General features: G+C 70.9%; 12 protein-coding genes. 9 read left to right on the forward strand and 3 right to left on the reverse strand.

The window, feature by feature from the left end; genetic code table 11:
- The first annotated feature begins 40 nt into the window (after nt 1–40).
- The 3 genes from VV867_RS18185 (at nt 41) to VV867_RS18195 (ending at nt 3,757) form a co-directional block, all read left to right on the forward strand.
- Entirely contained in the window at nt 41–1,405 is a 1,365-nt protein-coding gene (locus VV867_RS18185; RefSeq protein WP_328567184.1) for a glutamine synthetase family protein, read from the forward strand.
- A 206-nt stretch (nt 1,406–1,611) separates the two neighbouring features.
- Nucleotides 1,612–2,925 (forward strand): NAD(P)/FAD-dependent oxidoreductase, encoded by a 1,314-nt coding sequence (locus VV867_RS18190; protein WP_328567185.1) that lies wholly within the window; start codon nt 1,612–1,614, stop codon nt 2,923–2,925.
- A 454-nt stretch (nt 2,926–3,379) separates the two neighbouring features.
- Entirely contained in the window at nt 3,380–3,757 is a 378-nt protein-coding gene (locus VV867_RS18195) for an NUDIX hydrolase (RefSeq protein WP_089392399.1), read from the forward strand.
- Nucleotides 3,758–4,137: 380 nt separating this feature from the next.
- Here the strand turns inward: VV867_RS18195 and VV867_RS18200 are convergent, their stop codons facing one another.
- Both VV867_RS18200 and VV867_RS18205 read right to left on the reverse strand, forming a co-directional pair.
- Nucleotides 4,138–4,989 carry a CAP domain-containing protein gene (locus VV867_RS18200; RefSeq protein WP_328567186.1) on the reverse strand — a complete coding sequence of 284 codons (852 nt, stop codon included), beginning with the start codon at nt 4,987–4,989 and terminating at the stop codon, nt 4,138–4,140.
- A gap of 111 nt (nt 4,990–5,100) precedes the next feature.
- A complete protein-coding gene (locus VV867_RS18205; protein WP_275626768.1) occupies nt 5,101–6,159 on the reverse strand; it encodes an AraC family transcriptional regulator in 1,059 nt (352 codons plus the stop codon).
- A gap of 101 nt (nt 6,160–6,260) precedes the next feature.
- Between VV867_RS18205 and VV867_RS18210 the strand changes: the two genes are divergently transcribed.
- Both VV867_RS18210 and VV867_RS18215 read left to right on the forward strand, forming a co-directional pair.
- The gene (locus VV867_RS18210) at nt 6,261–7,445 is read left to right on the forward strand and encodes an acetyl-CoA C-acyltransferase family protein (protein WP_275626769.1); all 1,185 of its coding nucleotides are present in this window, start codon (nt 6,261–6,263) and stop codon (nt 7,443–7,445) included.
- A gap of 130 nt (nt 7,446–7,575) precedes the next feature.
- Complete coding sequence (locus tag VV867_RS18215) at nt 7,576–8,136, forward strand: TetR/AcrR family transcriptional regulator (protein ID WP_089392401.1); 561 nt, start codon at nt 7,576–7,578, stop codon at nt 8,134–8,136.
- Between the two features lie 48 nt (nt 8,137–8,184).
- Here the strand turns inward: VV867_RS18215 and VV867_RS18220 are convergent, their stop codons facing one another.
- Nucleotides 8,185–10,308 carry a TonB-dependent receptor family protein gene (locus tag VV867_RS18220; protein WP_275626770.1) on the reverse strand — a complete coding sequence of 708 codons (2,124 nt, stop codon included), beginning with the start codon at nt 10,306–10,308 and terminating at the stop codon, nt 8,185–8,187.
- A 368-nt stretch (nt 10,309–10,676) separates the two neighbouring features.
- On the opposite strand from VV867_RS18220, the gene VV867_RS18225 reads away from it, so the two are divergent.
- From VV867_RS18225 to VV867_RS18240, 4 genes are read left to right on the forward strand one after another with little or no spacing between them, the layout of a single operon-like run.
- Nucleotides 10,677–12,329: an ABC transporter substrate-binding protein gene (locus VV867_RS18225; protein ID WP_442965041.1), complete on the forward strand. Its 1,653-nt coding sequence runs from the start codon at nt 10,677–10,679 to the stop codon at nt 12,327–12,329.
- Nucleotides 12,326–13,303, forward strand: a complete 978-nt coding sequence (locus tag VV867_RS18230; RefSeq protein WP_328567187.1) for an ABC transporter permease — start codon at nt 12,326–12,328, stop codon at nt 13,301–13,303. Before VV867_RS18225 ends, VV867_RS18230 begins: the two co-directional genes overlap by 4 nt.
- The gene (locus VV867_RS18235) at nt 13,300–14,157 is read left to right on the forward strand and encodes an ABC transporter permease (RefSeq protein WP_328567188.1); all 858 of its coding nucleotides are present in this window, start codon (nt 13,300–13,302) and stop codon (nt 14,155–14,157) included. The genes VV867_RS18230 and VV867_RS18235 overlap by 4 nt, the downstream gene beginning before the upstream one ends.
- Complete coding sequence (locus VV867_RS18240) at nt 14,157–15,869, forward strand: ABC transporter ATP-binding protein (protein ID WP_328567189.1); 1,713 nt, start codon at nt 14,157–14,159, stop codon at nt 15,867–15,869. The genes VV867_RS18235 and VV867_RS18240 overlap by 1 nt, the downstream gene beginning before the upstream one ends.
- Nucleotides 15,870–16,036: the final 167 nt, after the last annotated feature.

Below are 16,036 nucleotides of genomic sequence, written 5' to 3' on the forward strand. Positions count from 1 at the left end.
AGGTCATCAGCGCGCCCATCGGCGCTATGCGAGAACAACAATGAAATTCGCTCCCGTGCAAGAGGCCCAGGCCTTCCTGGCCGCCAACCCCGACATCGAGATGGTCGAGCTGTTCATCCTCGACGCCAACGGCGTGCCCCGCGGCAAGCTGCTGCACCGCGAGGAACTGCTGGCGGTGTACGAGTCCGGCCGGCCCTTGCCGAGCACCATCCTCGGCCTCACCCTGCATGGCGAGGACGTGGAGGATTCCGGGCTGGTGTGGGACGTCGGCGACATCGACTGCCGCGCCTACCCGCTGGAAGGCAGCCTGGTGCGCCTGCCCTGGCGGCAGATCCCCACCGCCGCGGTGCAGGTCAGCATGCACCCGGTCGAAGGCAAGCCGGCCGACATCGCCGACCCGCGCCACGTGCTGGTCAAGGTGATCGACGAGCTGAAGGCCGCCGGCTACCACCCGGTGATGGCCTGCGAGCTGGAGTTCTATCTGCTGGACGCCAGGCGCGACGCCAACGGCCGCCCGCAACCGGCGCTGGACGCCGACGGCGGCCGGCCGCGCTCCACCCAGGTCTACGGCCTGCGCGAACTGGAGCAGATCGAACCCTTCCTCGCCGACCTCTATGCCGCCTGCAAGGCCCAGGGCATCCCGGCGCGCACCGCCATCTCCGAGTACGCCCCCGGCCAGGTGGAGATCACCCTGGAGCACGGCGACGCCCTCACCGCCATGGACCAGGCCGTGCGCTACAAGCGCTTGGTGAAAGGCGTGGCGCACAAGCACGGGATGCAGGCCTGCTTCATGGCCAAGCCCTTCGACGACCTGGCCGGCACCGGCATGCACATGCACGTGTCCCTGGCCGATGCCGAGGGCGAAAACCTCTTCGCCAGCGAAGACCCGGCCGGCACCCCGTTGCTGCGCCAGGCGGTGGGCGGCATGCTCGCCAGCCTGCTCGACTCGCTGCTGCTGTTCTGCCCCAACGCCAACTCCTACCGGCGCTTCCAGGCCAACAGCTACGCGCCGCTGGCGCCGACCTGGGGTTGCGACAACCGCACCGTCAGCCTGCGCGTACCGGGCGGGCCGGCCCACACCCGGCACATCGAGCACCGCATCTGCGGCGCCGACGCCAACCCCTACCTGGCGGCGGCGGCCATCCTCGCCGGCATCCACCGCGGCATCCGCGAAGACATCGACCCGGGCGCGCCGGTGGAAGGCAACGGCTACGCCCAGGCCAAGGAACTGCTGCCCACCGACTGGCTCACCTCGCTGCGCGCGCTGGAGCGCTCCAGCTGGGCGCGGGACGCGCTGGGACAGGAATTCCTCGGCGTGTACCTCAAGGTGAAGCAGGCGGAGTACCGGCAGTTCATGGGCGAGGTCGGGGAGCAGGATTGGCGGTGGTATCTGCACCAGGCTTGAGCATGAAGCTGAGAGCCAAGAGCCCCTCTCCCCAGCCCTCTCCCTGAAGGGAGAGGGAGCATCCGTGCCGAGATGGGAATCGTGCCCTCCGGAAACACCAGCGCAACCGGCTGAAACCGAATCAAAAGCCCGCTCCGATCCAGTCCCCTCTCCCTTCAGGGAGAGGGCTAGGGAGAGGGAACCCAGACAACAGGAAAAACACAAAAATGAACGCCGCACTGAAACCCGCCAAGCCCGCCCCCGAGCGCGCCCCCTCCTACTACTCCGCCAGCCTCGCCGTGGAAACCGACTACCCCACCCTGCAGGGCGAGGTGAACGTCGACATCGCCATCATCGGCGGCGGCTTCACCGGCGTGACCACCGCCGTGGAGCTGGCCGAGCGCGGCTACAAGGTGGCCATCGTCGAGACCAACAAGGTCGGCTGGGGCGCCAGCGGGCGCAACGGCGGCCAGGTCACCGGCAGCCTGTCCGGCGACGCCGCCATGCGCAAGCAGATGCAGCAGTGGCTGGGCCAGGACGTCGACGACTTCATCTGGCACCTGCGCTGGCGCGGCCACGAGATCATCAGGAACCGCGTGGCCAAGTACGGCATCGACTGCGACCTCAAGTTCGGCCACCTGCACGCGGCGATGAAGCCCTCGCACATGGCCGAGCTGGAAGCCTCCTATGACGAGGCCGTGCGCCGCGGCATGGGCGACGAGGTCAGCCTGCTCGACGCCAACGATGTGCGCCAGCATCTGGAGAGCGACCTCTACTGCGGCGCCATCAAGAACCTGCGCAACATGCACCTGCACCCGCTGAACCTGTGCATCGGCGAGGCCAAGGCCCTGGAAAGCCTGGGCGGGCTGATCTTCGAGCATTCCGAGGTGCTGGACATCGTCCACGGCCCGCGCCCGGCCGTGGTCACCAGCGGCGGGCGGATCAACGCCGCCCAGGTGCTGCTGGCCGGCGACGTCTACCACAAGCTGGAGCGCAAGCGGCTCAAGGGCATGATCTTCCCGGCCATGGGCGGCATCGTCACCACGAGGCCGCTGGGCGAGCTGGCCAGGCGCATCAACCCGCAGGACCTGGCGGTGTACGACTGCCGCTTCGTGCTCGACTACTACCGCCTGACCGCCGACGGCCGCCTGCTGTTCGGCGGCGGCGCCAACTACTCCGGGCGCGACTCGCGGGACATCGCCGGCGAACTGCGCCCGTGCATCGAGCGCACCTTCCCGGTGCTCAAGGGCGTGGAAATCGAGTTCCAGTGGAGCTGCGCCATGGGCATCGTGATGAACCGCATCCCGCAGCTGGGCAAGCTCTCGGACAACGTCTGGTACTGCCAGGGCTACTCCGGCCACGGCGTGGCCACCACCCACATCATGGGCGAGATCATGGCCACGGCCATGAGCGGCGACCTGGAGAAATTCGACACCTTCGCCCAGTGCAAGCACGTGAAAGTGCCCCTGGGCGACGTCTTCGGCAACCCGATGCTGGCGGCCGGCATGTGGTACTACCAGATGCTGGAGAAATTCCGCTGAGCCCCGCGGCTGCGGGCCCCGCCTCGCAGAAGGACGGCTTTTCGTAGGAGCGAGCTTGCTCGCGAACGGATTCCGCAGCGTGGCTCATTCACGCGCAAGAGCCAGGCGCCCCCTCCATCCTACGAAGAGCTCCCACGCCGTCGCCCCCGGCACCCGGCGTGCCGGCCGGCGGCGGATAACCGCGAACGGTTATCCGCCCTACGCGATGCGCGCCCCGAAACCACTCATCTTTCCTACCGATCAATCAGAAATTTCCATTGCCGGATTCAATAGTTCCAACTGGAGCGGTGCGTACCCGGCCACGTATCCTGCGCGCCCGCAGCGGTCGGCACCGGTGCCCGCGGGGCCCGGCTGCAACTGGCGTCGTTCTTGCTTCATCTTTTTTGTGACAAATTCATGACAAGCGTTGTCTGCTATTACAGGTATATGCGGCAAGCAGTATCAGGGGGTGCCCATGGGTAGTGCGATCAAGGAACGGGCGACAATCATCTGCCGCCAGGACGACAAGATCCTTTTCGTGCGCAAGGCCCGGCGCAAATGGAACCTGCCCGGCGGCCGCATCGAGGCCGACGAGGCACCGAGCCAGGCAGCGCAGCGCGAACTGGCCGAAGAGACCGGCCTGCAGGTGGAGGCCATGGCCTACCTCGCCCCGCTGGAGCTGTACCAGACCCTCCACTACGTGTTCGAGGCCGCCCTGCCCGAGCCGCAGAACCCCCGCCCGCAGAACGAGATCGCCGATTGCCGCTGGTTCTCCCTGGACGAACTGGCCAAGCGCAACGTCAACAAGGCCATCAAGCGCCTGCTCAAGGACTGCCAGCGCCCGCCGCAGTGACGCGGCGGGCCCCTCCCCCCGGAACGGCAGCGTCAGTTTCAGCCAATAGGCGTCACCGCCGAGGCGGGGCTCATCGCGGACGGAGTCCGCTCCTGCGTCCGTGCTTCCTGGAACCGTAGGGCGAATAACCGTTCGCGGTTATCCGCCGTTGACCAATGCACCCATGCCCACGAACGATGGCGGATAACGCCGTAGGCGTTATCCGCCCTACGAACGGCGCAGTTCCGTGCAATTGGAGGCCGGCGCCTACAGCCCACCGCGAGGCACGGTATCTCCCGTAGGAGCGGGCCCTGCCCGCGATTTCGCGCGCAGGGCGCGCTCCTACAGGGGAATGCAGCGGTGGGCCGCGCAGTAGCAAGCGCGCCCTACCGCCCACTCTCTCAAGGCGCGCCGAACAGCATGGTCCAGTACACCCCCTGGTCGCTGCGCGCCTCGCTGGCGTAGGCCGCGCCGACCTGGGTGAACATCGGGTTCATCAGGTTGGCGCAATGCCCGGGGCTGGCCAGCCAGCTCGCCATGGCCTGGCTCGTCGAGCCTTGCCCGGCGGCGATGTTCTCGCCGATCTGGTGGCCGCGATAGCCGGCGGCGCGGGCGCGGTCGGCCGGGGTGTCGCCGTCGGGGTCGCGGTGGGCGAAGTAGTTGCCGCGCGCCATGGCCCGGCTGTGCGCCTGCGCCGCCGCGCCCAGCGCCGGGCTCCAGCTCAGCGGGCGGGCCGCGGCGAAGCGCCGGCTGCCGCACAGCCTTGCCCGCGAGCGCGCCGCGTTGACCTCGGCCAGCAGCGCCCGACCCGCCGCGCGCGGGTCCTCCAGGGTGCCGCCGCCCATCGAGCGCGCCAGCACCAGGCGCCACTCGCCGCGGGCGCGGCTCACGCCGGCGTCGGCGAACTGCGGGTCCAGCAGCGCCGAGCAATAGCGCTCGCGCAGCATGTCGAAGGCTGCATCGGCATCGGCCGCGCCCACCAGGCGGACGCTGCGCACCACCTGCGCCTGGTAGCCGGCTGCCCGTACTTCCTCGCGCAGGCCGCCACCAAAGCCCACCGGCAGCGCCAGGCTGGCCTGCGCCCTCAGCGGCGGCAGGCGCCGCGGCGTGCTCCCGGCGCACCCCGAGGGGTGGGCGCGGTAGGCGTTGATGGCCGCCAGCAGGCGGCCTTCCTCGCCGGCGTGGGCCAGCAGGGGCGAAAGGCAGAGCAGGAACGACAGGCACGACGGCAGACGGCGGGCGATGGGGCACATGAGCAACGCTGGACTCGGGCTGGGTGGACGACACGGGCGGCGCCCACTGGGGCACCGCGGCCAGCCTCAGACTGCCGCCGCCGGCCAAGGTTCAGCGCCGCCGGGTGCCGCTCAGCCCCCATCCTTGGCGCGGGCCGCGCGGTAGCGCCCGGGGCTCATGCCCGTCCATTGGCGGAACGCCCGGTGGAACGCGCTGGGCTCCTGGAAGCCGCAGCGCGCGGCGATCTCGGCGATGCTCAGGCGCGCGTCGTCGAGGCACTCGAAGGCCAGCGCCCGGCGCACCTCGTGCTTGATGGTCTGGTAGGAGAAGCCTTCGCGCTCCAGCTGGCGGCGGAAGGCCGACTCGCTCAGCGCCAGCTGCGCGGCCATCTGCGCCTGGGATGGCCAGTCCAGGTCGCTGCAGGCCTTCAGCCGGCGGTAGACCTTGGCCGACAGCCCGGAGCGGTTGCGGAAGCGCACCACCACGCCCTCCGGGGCCTGGCGCAGGAACTGCTTGAGGCTGGCGAAGTTGCGGATCACCGGCAGCGCCAGCTGCTGGGCGTTGAACTCCAGTTCGGTGCGCTCGGCGTCGAAGCGGATCCACGGCCCCCACAGCAGCGGCTCGGCGCCGTGGGGCGGTTGCGGGTGGCCGAAGCGGGCGCGGTCGGGGTTGATGCGCCGCCCCACCAGCCAGCAGGCCACGCCGATGACCATGCTCAGGTAGATTTCCTCGGCGACGCCGCGCAAGGTGGCGTCGTCGATGCGCGTCTGCAGCACGATGGCCTCGCGGTTGCCGCGCAGCTCCAGGTGCGCGCGGATATCGCGCAGGAACAGGTTGAAGCCGGCCAGGCACTGGCGCAGGGCGTGGCCCAGGTCCGGCTCGTGCAGCACGCTGCGGCAGACCAGGGCGAAGGCGCCGCGCGGCAGGCCGGCGGAATCGAAGGCGAAGAACTCGTCGCCCAGCTCCTCGGTGAGCAGCAGCCACAGGCGCGTCACCGCGTCCGCCGGCACGCGGTGCAGCGGGTCGTCCAGCCAGTGCGGCTCGATGCCGGCCTGCGCCAGCAGTTCGCCGGCGCGTTGCGGGCGGTCGGCCAGGCGGTGCAGCGCGGCCTTCACGAAGTAGGCCGCCACCGAGTCGCGCCGGCGCCGGGTGCCGGTCTCTTCCGCAGGGCCCTGGGCGGTTTTCATCATCCGATATGTCCAAATCCGTCAGCCGGGACTGCGCAATTCTGGCATAGGACGCCGTGGCATCGCCTTCTAGACTGCTCGCCATTCTGCCAGGAGCCCTTCCCATGAACAGACCTGAAGTCTTCGTCATCAGCGCGGTGCGCACCGCCATCGGTACCTTCGGCGGCACCCTCAAGGACACCCCGCCCGCCCAGCTCGCCACCCTGGTCGCCCAGGCCGCGCTGGCGCGCGCCAACTGCGACGCGCAGCGGGTCGAGCACGTGGTGTTCGGCCACGTCATCCCCACCACGCCCAAGGACGCCTACATCAGCCGCGTGGCGGCGCTGCAGGCCGGCATTCCCAAGGAGGCCCCGGCCTTCACCGTCAACCGCCTGTGCGGCTCGGGCCTGCAGGCCATCGTCAGCGCCGCCCAGGGCCTGATGCTGGGCGACTCGCGCATCGCCCTCGCCGGCGGCGCCGAGTGCATGAGCCAGTCCGGCTACCTGGTGCCCAGCGCCCGCTGGGGCGCGCGCATGGGCGACGTGAAGATGCTCGACTACATGCTCGGCGCCCTGCAGGACCCGCTGCACGGCATCCACATGGGCATCACCGCCGAGAACATCGCCAAGCAGCACGGCATCACCCGCGAGGACCAGGACGCCCTGGCCCTGCAGAGCCAGCAGCGCGCCGCCCGGGCCATCGCCGAAGGCCGCTTCGCCGGGCAGATCGTGCCGGTGGAGATCCGCAGCCGCAAGGGCACCAGCCTGTTCGAGGTGGACGAGCACGTGCGCGCCGAGGCCAGCCTGGAGCAACTGGCGAAGATGAAGCCGGCTTTCATCGAGGACGGCAGCGTCACCGCCGGCAACGCCTCGGGCCTGAACGACGGCGCCGGCGCCCTGCTGCTGGCCACCGCCGAGGCCGTGAAGAGCGAGAACCTGCAGCCCATGGCGCGGGTGGTGGCCTATGCCCACGCCGGCGTCGAGCCCACCCTGATGGGCCTGGGCCCCATCCCGGCCACCCGCCTGGCCCTGCAGCGCGCCGGCCTGAGCGTGGCCGACCTGGACGTGATCGAGTCCAACGAAGCCTTCGCCGCCCAGGCCTGCGCGGTCAGCCGCGAGCTGGGCTTCGACCCGCAGAAGGTGAACCCCAATGGTTCCGGCATCTCCCTGGGCCACCCCATCGGCGCCTCCGGCGCCATCATCGCCACCAAGGCCATCCACGAGCTGCAGCGCATCAAGGGCCGCTACGCGCTGGCCACCATGTGCATCGGCGGCGGCCAGGGCATCGCCGTGATCTTCGAACGCGTCTGATCGGGCCGGCCGGCCAGGGGCGGGGCCCAACCCACGAAGCGGGCCCCGCGCCGGCCGGCCGCCCTTTCGGCGCGCCTTCCCGGCGAGCGGCCGCCACACCGCCCGCCAGCCACGACGTACAGGTGCCCAGATGACCGCCACTTCCGGCTCGCGTTTCGCGCGCAACCGCCCCAAGGCCCTGGAACTCTTCGCCCGGCGCGGCTTCGCCCAGGTCAGCCTGCGCGAACTGGCGCGCCACCTGGAGCTGACCGCGGGCTCGCTCTACAGCCATTGCGCAAGCAAGGAAGAGCTGCTGCTGGAGTTCATCGAGGAACACTACCTGGCGCTGCTTTCGCTGTTCGACCGGCGCCAGCTGCGCGGCTGCCCCAGGGCAGCCCTGCAACGGGTGGTCGAAGGGCTGCTGGCGTTGTACGAGAGCAACCCCCTGCACTTCCAGTTGGCAACCCGCGACGCCGGCTGCCTCACCGACGAGCAGCGCCAGTGCGTCGAGCGGCTGCGCCGGCAGCTCGGCCAGAAGCTCGATGCGCTGCTGGGCGCGGCCGGCTACGCCAGCCCCGGCCAGGCCTGCCAGCCCACCCTGGAGCTGTTCGAGCACCTGCCCCTGTGGCTCGCCCGCTACCCGCAGGACCGCGAGCAGCGCTGCGCCACCCTGCTGCGCTCGCTGACCGCCGCGCTGGCGCCTGCCGGTTGAAGCCTCGGGGCCGGCAGGGTGCCGGCCCCTCGGCGGCTCAGAAGCGCATCAGAAGCGCACGGCCACCCCGGCGGTGACGTTGAACGGGTCGCCCGGGTAGAAGTTGGCCGAGTCCCGGCCCTTGGCGTCGTAGGCGGTGTTGGCCGCGGTGGCGTAGTGCTCGTTGGTCAGGTTGCGCAGGTCGAGGAAGACTTCCCAGCGCCGGCCCGGCGCCTGGTAGCCCAGCTTGGCGCCCCACAGCGTGTACGACGGCGCGCCCAGGGTGTTGGCGTAGTCCACGTAGTAGCTGGAGGCCGCCCGCGCGTTGAGTTCGGCGTAGTAGCCGTCGTGCCGCTGGTAGTTCAGCTGCGCCTGGTACACCTGGCGCGGCAGGCTGGGCAGCTCGTTGTCGCCGAAGGTGCTGTCGCCGCGGTAGTGGAAGTCGTTCAGCGTCCAGGCCTGGCGCAGGTCCAGGCGGTCGCCGTTGGCGCCTTCCCAGAGCTGGATGCCCAGCCCCGCCTCGATGCCCTGGTGGATGGTCGGGCTGGCGTTGGAGTTGGCCACCAGCGCGTCCGCCGTGGCGGTGGCCTGGCGCACCACCACCGAGAGCAGCTCGTCCTTCACCCAGGAGCGGTACAGCGCCAGGCTGCCGTCCACCACGCCGACGCTGCCGCGGATGCCCACCTCCAGGGTGTCGGCCTTCTGCGGGGTGAGCGGGCGGACGTAGGGCACGCCGGTGCTGCCCAGTTGCCAGGTCACCGGCGGATCGATGGAGCGGCTGGCGTTGCCGAACAGCTGGACGTCCGGCGTCAGCTGGTAGCGCAGGCCCAGGCGTGGCGCCGCGTACCACTTGTTGTAGCTGACCTCGCCGGGGAACTCGCTGGTGTTGGCGCTGGTGCTGTACTCGATGCTCACGTCGCGGTCGATGTTGATCGCCGAGAGCCCGCTCACCAGCCACAGCCGCTCGTCCAGCTGCAGCTCGTTGCCGAAGGCGAACACGCTATCCCGCGAGCCGGTGTAGTCGGTGTGCTGCAGCTGCTGGCCGGTGGCCCGGCTGTGGGACTTCACGTCGGCGAACTGCGAGCGGGTGCTGCTGAAGGTCAGGGTGGTGTCGCTGGGCAGGCCGAACAGGCGGTCCTGGCGGCGCAGGTAGCGCAGCGTCAGGTTGGTGTCGGTGGAGCGCCAGTCCTGCGGCGTGGCCGAGTAGCGCCAGCCGTTGAGCAGCGGGTAGTCGTTGACGCTCAGGCCCACCTGCAGCCGCGAGTCGTCGTCGAAGCGGTAGGTGGTGGTGCTGCCCACCCAGGTGGAACCGTCCTTCTTGCGCCCGGTGGGCACCTTGTTGGAGTCGGAGTCGTGCTTGATCTGCTCGCGGGTCAGGGTGTTGCCCTGGGTCAGCGTCTCCTCGCGGTAGCGCACGATCAGCCGGGTATCCAGCCTGTCGTTGAAGCGGTGGCCGAGGTTGGCCACCAGCTCCTGGCCCTTGTTCGGGGTGTCGTGCTGGTAGCCGTCGCGCTCGTTGTGGAAGATCGACACGTAGTAGTCGCTGTCGTCCACTACCCCGCCGGTGCTCAGCTGCTGCTTGCGGTAGCCGAAGCTGCCGGCCTCCAGGCGCAGGTAGTTGCCCGGCGCGGTGTAGCCGCTGTGGGTGACGAAGTTGATGGCGCCGCCCAGGCTGGTGGCCGCGTAGTCGAAGGCGTTGGCACCGTAGAGCACCTCGGTGTGATCGATGCCGTTCATGCTCAGGTAGTCTTCCTGGGTGCCGCCCGGACCGGTGATGGGCAGGCCGTCGAACAGGTATTTGATGCCCAGCGCGTAGCCCTGGTAGAAGGTGTTCAGGCCCGAGCCGCGGATGGAAATCTTGTTCGCCCCGCTGCCGCTGGTGGCCTGGGCGAAAATCCCCGGCTGCAGCGCGAAGACGTCCTCGGCGTTGGTCGCGCGGCCCTTCTCCACCTCCTTGTTGTCCACCACCACGGCTGCGCCGGGCACCTTCTTCAATTGCTCCGCGGCCTTCTGCGCCTCGCTGCGCGCGGCGCCCTCGACCACCACCGTGGCCAGGCGGGCGTCGGCCGCCCCGTCCTCCGCCTGGGCGGCCCACAACGGGCCGCCGGCCAGGCACAGGCCGGCGCCGAGGCTCAGCAGCCGGCCCCCCAGGCCGGCGGGGGTGACATGGGTTCTGGTTTTTTTCGAATGCACGGCAAGGCTCCTATGGTCCTCCGATGAGTGGATGAGCCTCTATGCGCATAGTCGTGCTCCACAGCGCCCGCGCAGAATCCATGCCAAGCGGTAATTCCTTGTGAATCAGCAAGTTGCGGAATAACGGCGGTGTACTCGAACGAACATCTGTTGCCGCGCTGTTGATCGCTCCACAACCGCCCCGACCGCCAACTGCTCAGCCAGCAACAGCGAATCGACAAACTGCCCGCGCAGCAGCGCGAAACCCGGGCGAAACCCCACTGGAATGCGCCTTCCAGGCCGGGCATGGCTTGTGCAACGCAGCCTGGGCGGCCGTGCTCGGCGAGCGCAGGCCGCCCCGTCTTCCACCTGCAGAAGGCTGCCCACGCTTGAAGCCCAGACGCCCTACCCCACATTCCCTGGCCCTCGCCCTGCCCCTGCTGCTGGCCGCGCTGCTCGGCGGCTGCCGCGAGGCGCAGGAGCACCAGGCCCACGGCGACACCCCGGTCAGCGGCGGCACCCTGACCTACGCCACCGACCGCGAACCCATCTGCCTCGATCCCCACGTCGCCGGCGACATGCCCCAGGTGTTCCTCGCCCGGCAGTTCCTCGACTCGCTGGTGTCCATGGACGCCAACGGCCGCATCGGCCCCTGGCTGGCGAAAAGCTGGGAAGTCTCCGCCGACGGCCTGAGCTACACCTTCCACCTGCGCGACGACGTGCGCTTCAGCGACGGCACCCCGTTCGACGCCAGCGCGGTGAAGGCCAACCTCGACCACATGGTCGACCCGCGCACCCAGTCCAGTACCGCCGGCGGCTACGTGCGCCAGTACCGCGGCACCGACGTGGTGGACGCGCACACCGCGGTGGTGCACCTGGCCACGCCCTACGCGGCCTTCCTCGAAGTGCTGGCCCAGGGTTTCCTCGGCATCCAGTCGCCCGCCGCGCTGCGCCGCCCGCGCGACGAGAACTGCGAAAGCCCGGTGGGCAGCGGCCCGTTCAAGGTGGTGCGCTGGGACCGGCAGAACCAGGTGCTGCTGGAGCGCAACCCCGACTACCACTGGGCGCCGCCCACCGCGGCGCACCAGGGCCCGGCGTACCTCGAGCGCATCGTCTGGAAGTTCATCCAGGAGCCCTCGGTGCGCTTCGCCTCGCTGCAGGCCGGCGAGGTGGACGTGATCGAGAGCGTGCCGCCGGAATCCCACGCCGCCGCGCGGGCCAACCCGGAGGTGTCGCTGCTGGTCGCCCAGCGCCCCGGCAACCCCACCAACGGCACCCTCAACATGACCCGCGCGCCCTTCGACGACATTCGCGTGCGCGAGGCCTTCATCCGCTCGGCCGACATAGACGCGGCGCTCAGGAGCGTGTACTTCGGCGAGTTCCCCCGCGCCGGCGGCCCGCTCAGCCCGGCCACGCCCTTCTACAGCGCGGACTTCGAGCACGCCCAGGACTACGACCCGCTGCGCGCCGAGCAACTGCTCGACGCCGCCGGCTGGACCGGCCACGACGCCGAGGGCTACCGCACCCGCGACGGCAGGCGCCTGCAGGTCCACGTGATCATGGGCAACCGCACGCCGCCCTCGGAGTTCAGCCTGTGGGAGCAGGTGCAGGCCACCGCCCGCAGCGCCGGCTTCGAGGTGATCATCGAGCAGATGAGCGACGTGCTCGCCCAGCAGCGCCAGGCCGACTGGGACTACGACATCCGCATCGGCTACTGGAACACCAACACCCCGGACGTGCTGCGGATCATCTTCGGCTCGGCCTTCCTGCGCCCGGCCGGGGTGCGCGGCTACCACCAGAACACCGCCGGCTTCGACGACCCGCGCTTCGACGCCCTGATGGAACAGGCCCTGGCCACCCAGGACGCGGCGCGCCGCCGCGAGCTGTACCACCAGGCCCAGGCCCTCGCCTCCAGCCAGTACCTGCAGCTGACCACCTACCCGCAGAGCACCCGCCTGGGCATCTACAAGCGCGCCCACGGGGTGCGCCTGGAGCCGTCGCTGGCGGTCACTTCCCTCTATGACGCCTGGGTGAACCCATGACACTTTCCGCACCCGATCCACGCCGCGAACGCCTGCTGCGCCTGGCCCGCCACGCCGCCTGGCGCCTGCTCGGCGGCCTGCTGGTGCTGTGGGCCGCCGCCAGCCTGACCTTCTTCGCCCTGCGCCTGATGCCCGGCGACCCGGTGCTGGCGATCCTCGGCGGCCCCAGCGGCAACCCCACGCCCGAAACCATCGCCGAGGCCACCCGCGAATACGGCCTGGACCGGCCCCTGGCGGTGCAGTACGCGATCCACCTGGGCCACCTGCTGCGCGGCGACCTCGGCACCTCCTACTCGCAGCACCTGCCGGTGACGCGCATCCTCGCCGAGCAGACCGGCGCCACCCTGCAGCTGACCTTCGCCGCCCTGGCCCTGGCCTGGCTGATGGTGCTGGGCTGGACGCTGCTCAGCGCCGGCCGCCGCCACTGGTTCGGCGGCCTGGCCTCGCTGCTGGAGACACTCGCCGCGGCGCTGCCACAGTTCTGGCTGGCGATCCTGCTGCTGGCCGCCTTCGCCTTCGGCCTGCAGTTGTTCCCCCCGGCCGGCAGCGATGGCCTGCGCAGCCTGGTGCTGCCGGCCCTGGCGCTGGCGGTGCCGCTGGCCGGGTTCATCGGCCAGGTCACCCGCGAGGCGCTGGAGATCACCCTGGAGCAGCCCTTCATCCTTTCCGCGCGCACCCGCGGCCTGAGCGACCGCGCCGTGCGCTACCGCCACGCCCTGCGCCATTCGGTGCTGCCGGCCATCTCGCTGTCGGGCTGGGCGCTGGGCGCGCTGCTCAGCGGCTCGGTGGTGGTGGAAGTGATCTTTTCCCGCAAGGGCCTGGGCCGCCAGCTGTTCCAGGCCGTGCAGAGCCAGGACCTGCCGCTGGTGCTGGGCATCACCCTGGTGGTCGCCGCCGGCTACGTGCTGGCCAACATCCTGGTCGACCTGCTGTACGAGCTGGTCGACCCCCGCCTGCAAAGGAGTGCGCCATGAGCGAGCTGGCCCCGACCCTCGAGCTGCCCCTGGCGCCACGCCGCCAGGCCCGCCCGCTACCCTGGCCGGCGCTGCTGGCCACGACCTTCCTGGCGCTGCTGGTGGCCGCGGCGCTGTTCCCGCAGCTGTTCGCCCACGACGACCCCCTGGCCATCCAGCCGCGCGAGGCGTTCAGCACGCCGGGCTGGGCCCACTGGTTCGGCACCGACCAGTCCGGCCGCGACATCTACGCGCGGGTCATCCACGGCGCGCGCCAGTCGCTGACCATCGGCCTGGCCGCCACCGCCCTGGCGATGAGCATCGCCATCGGCCTGGGGCTCGCCGCGGGCCTGGCCGGCGGCGCCGTGGACCGCGGCATCGGCTGGCTGCTGGAAGTGCTGTTCGCCTTCCCCAGCCTGATCCTCGCCCTGCTCTTCGTCGCCATCTTCGGCAGCGGCATCGGCCCGCTGATCGTCGCCACCGGCATCGGCAGCGCGCCGGGCTACGCGCGCATGGTCCGCGGCCAGGTGCTGGCGGTGCGCAACGCCGGCTACATCGAGGCGGCCCGGGCGCTGGGCCACGGCCCCTGGCGCACCATCGTCCGGCAGATACTGCCCAACGCCATGCGCCCGCTGATCGTCACCCTGACCATGGGCGTGGGCCACGCCATCGTCTGGGCCTCGGCGCTGAGCTTCCTCGGCCTGGGCGCGCGGCCGCCGGCGCCGGAATGGGGGACCATGTTGTCCATGGGCCGCGACTTCATCGTCAACGCCTGGTGGCTGACCTTCTTCCCCGGCCTGTTCATCGTCCTCACCACCCTGTCGACCACGGTCGCCGGGCGCTACCTGCAACGACGCCTGGAGGGCCGCCGCTGATGCCGCGCCAACCGCTGATAGTCGAAGACCTGTCCGTGCATTTCGGCGAGCACCGCGTGCTCGACCGCCTGTCCTTCACCCTGCAGCCGGGCCGCGCGCTGGCCCTGGTCGGCGAGTCCGGCTCGGGCAAGAGCGTGCTGGCGCGCAGCCTGGTCGGCCTGGCCGGGGTTGGCGCGCGCGTCCAGGCGCGGCGCCTGGAATACGCCGGGCGCGACCTGCTGGCCCTGGACGATCGGCGCTGGCGCGAGCTGCGCGGCCGCGAGATCGGCTTCGTGCTGCAGGACGCCCTGGTGTCGCTGGACCCGCTGCGCCCGGTGGGCCAGGAAATCCTCGAAGTGCTCGCCACCCACCGCTGGGGCGACCGCCACAGCCGCCAGCAGCGGGTGCTGGAGCTGCTGGCGAAGGTCGGCGTGCCGGAACCGGCGCTGCGCGCCCGGCAGCGTTCCGAGCAACTCTCCGGCGGCCTGCGCCAGCGCGCGCTGATCGCCAGCGCCCTGGCCCTGGACCCGGGCCTGGTGATCGCCGACGAGCCGACCACCGCGCTGGACGCCACCGTGCAGGCGCAGATCCTCGGCGTGCTGCAGCAGGTCAAGGAGCGCGGCGACTCGCTGCTGCTGATCAGCCACGACCTGGCGGTGGTCGCCCAGCTCGCCGACGAGGTGCTGGTGCTGCGCCACGGCGAGGTGGTGGAACAGGGCCCGATCGAGCAGATCCTCCACGCCCCGCGCCACCCGTACACCCGCAGCCTGCTGGAGGCGATCCCCGCCAACCGCCCGCGCGGCACCCGGCTGACGCCCGGCGCGGCGCCGGCCGCACGCCGCGAGGCTGCCGCGCACCCCGAGGTGCTGCTGGAGGCCCGCGGCCTGGGCAAGCGCTATCGCGGCCCCGACCAGCAGTGGCGGCAGGTGCTCGACGACGTCAGCTTCCGCCTGCACGCCGGGCGCACCCTGGGCATCGTCGGCGAATCCGGCTCGGGCAAGAGCACCGCCGCGCGCATCGCCCTCGGCCTGCTGGAGCCGGACGCCGGCAGCGTCGAATTCGCCGGCCGGCCCTGGAACGCCGCGCCCGCGCAACGCGTGAGCGAGCGCGAACGGCGCCCGCGGCGGCGCGACATCAGCGTGATCTACCAGGACCCGCTGAGCTCCTTCGACCCGCGCTGGAGCGTCGGCCAGGTGCTCGACGACGCACTCCAGGCCGGCGGCCTGGACGCCGCCCTGCGCCCGGCGCGCATCGCCGAACTGCTGCGCCAGGTGCGCCTGCCGGCGGAACTGGCGCAGCGCCGCCCGCTGCAGCTCTCCGGCGGGCAGCGGCAACGGGTGGCCATCGCCCGCGCCCTGGCCAGCCAGCCGAAGGTGATCATCTGCGACGAGCCGGTGTCGGCGCTGGACGTCTCGGTGCAGGCCCAGGTGCTCGACCTGCTGGCCGACCTGCAGGACGAGCTGGGCCTGGCCTACCTGTTCATCTCCCACGACCTGGGGGTGATCCGCCACCTCAGCGACGAGGTGCTGGTGATGCTGCAGGGCAAGGTCGTCGAATCCGGCCCCACCGAAGCGCTGCTGCAGGCCCCGCAACACCCCTACACCCGGCGCCTGCTGGCCTCGGTGCCGCAGCTGCCGGCCGAGGGCCGCCCGCTGCCGCCACGCCTGGCGCCCGCCAGCGTCGACCTGGCGCCGCCGTTCGAGGAGCGCTGGCTGTGGGGGCTGGCGGTCTGAAGGGCGCGCGGGGGCGGGCACTGCTGTTGTAGGAGCGAGCTTGCTCGCGAACGGGGTTTGCCGGTCGGAGGCGGTGCCTGTCCTGAAGAGCACCCTCTCCCCAACCCTCTCCCTGAAGGGAGAGGGGACTGTCCTCTGCCTGCCGAGGCCTCCGCGTAATCCTGTAG

It is taken from the genome of Pseudomonas sp. JH-2 (genome assembly GCF_036231725.1).
In the GTDB taxonomy this organism is placed as follows: Bacteria; Pseudomonadota; Gammaproteobacteria; order Pseudomonadales; family Pseudomonadaceae; genus Pseudomonas; species Pseudomonas delhiensis.

Excerpts from the sequence above, each read along its gene's own strand:
- VV867_RS18205 (WP_275626768.1), bottom strand. The coding sequence starts at position 6,159 with ATGATGAAAACCGCCCAGGGCCCTGCGGAAGAGACCGGCACCCGGCGC.
- VV867_RS18200 (WP_328567186.1), bottom strand. The coding sequence starts at position 4,989 with ATGTGCCCCATCGCCCGCCGTCTGCCGTCGTGCCTGTCGTTCCTGCTC.
- VV867_RS18195 (WP_089392399.1), top strand. The coding sequence starts at position 3,380 with ATGGGTAGTGCGATCAAGGAACGGGCGACAATCATCTGCCGCCAGGAC.
- VV867_RS18235 (WP_328567188.1), top strand. The coding sequence starts at position 13,300 with ATGAGCGAGCTGGCCCCGACCCTCGAGCTGCCCCTGGCGCCACGCCGC.
- VV867_RS18215 (WP_089392401.1), top strand. The coding sequence starts at position 7,576 with ATGACCGCCACTTCCGGCTCGCGTTTCGCGCGCAACCGCCCCAAGGCC.
- VV867_RS18240 (WP_328567189.1), top strand. The coding sequence starts at position 14,157 with ATGCCGCGCCAACCGCTGATAGTCGAAGACCTGTCCGTGCATTTCGGC.
- VV867_RS18185 (WP_328567184.1), top strand. The coding sequence starts at position 41 with ATGAAATTCGCTCCCGTGCAAGAGGCCCAGGCCTTCCTGGCCGCCAAC.
- VV867_RS18210 (WP_275626769.1), top strand. The coding sequence starts at position 6,261 with ATGAACAGACCTGAAGTCTTCGTCATCAGCGCGGTGCGCACCGCCATC.
- VV867_RS18190 (WP_328567185.1), top strand. The coding sequence starts at position 1,612 with ATGAACGCCGCACTGAAACCCGCCAAGCCCGCCCCCGAGCGCGCCCCC.
- VV867_RS18230 (WP_328567187.1), top strand. The coding sequence starts at position 12,326 with ATGACACTTTCCGCACCCGATCCACGCCGCGAACGCCTGCTGCGCCTG.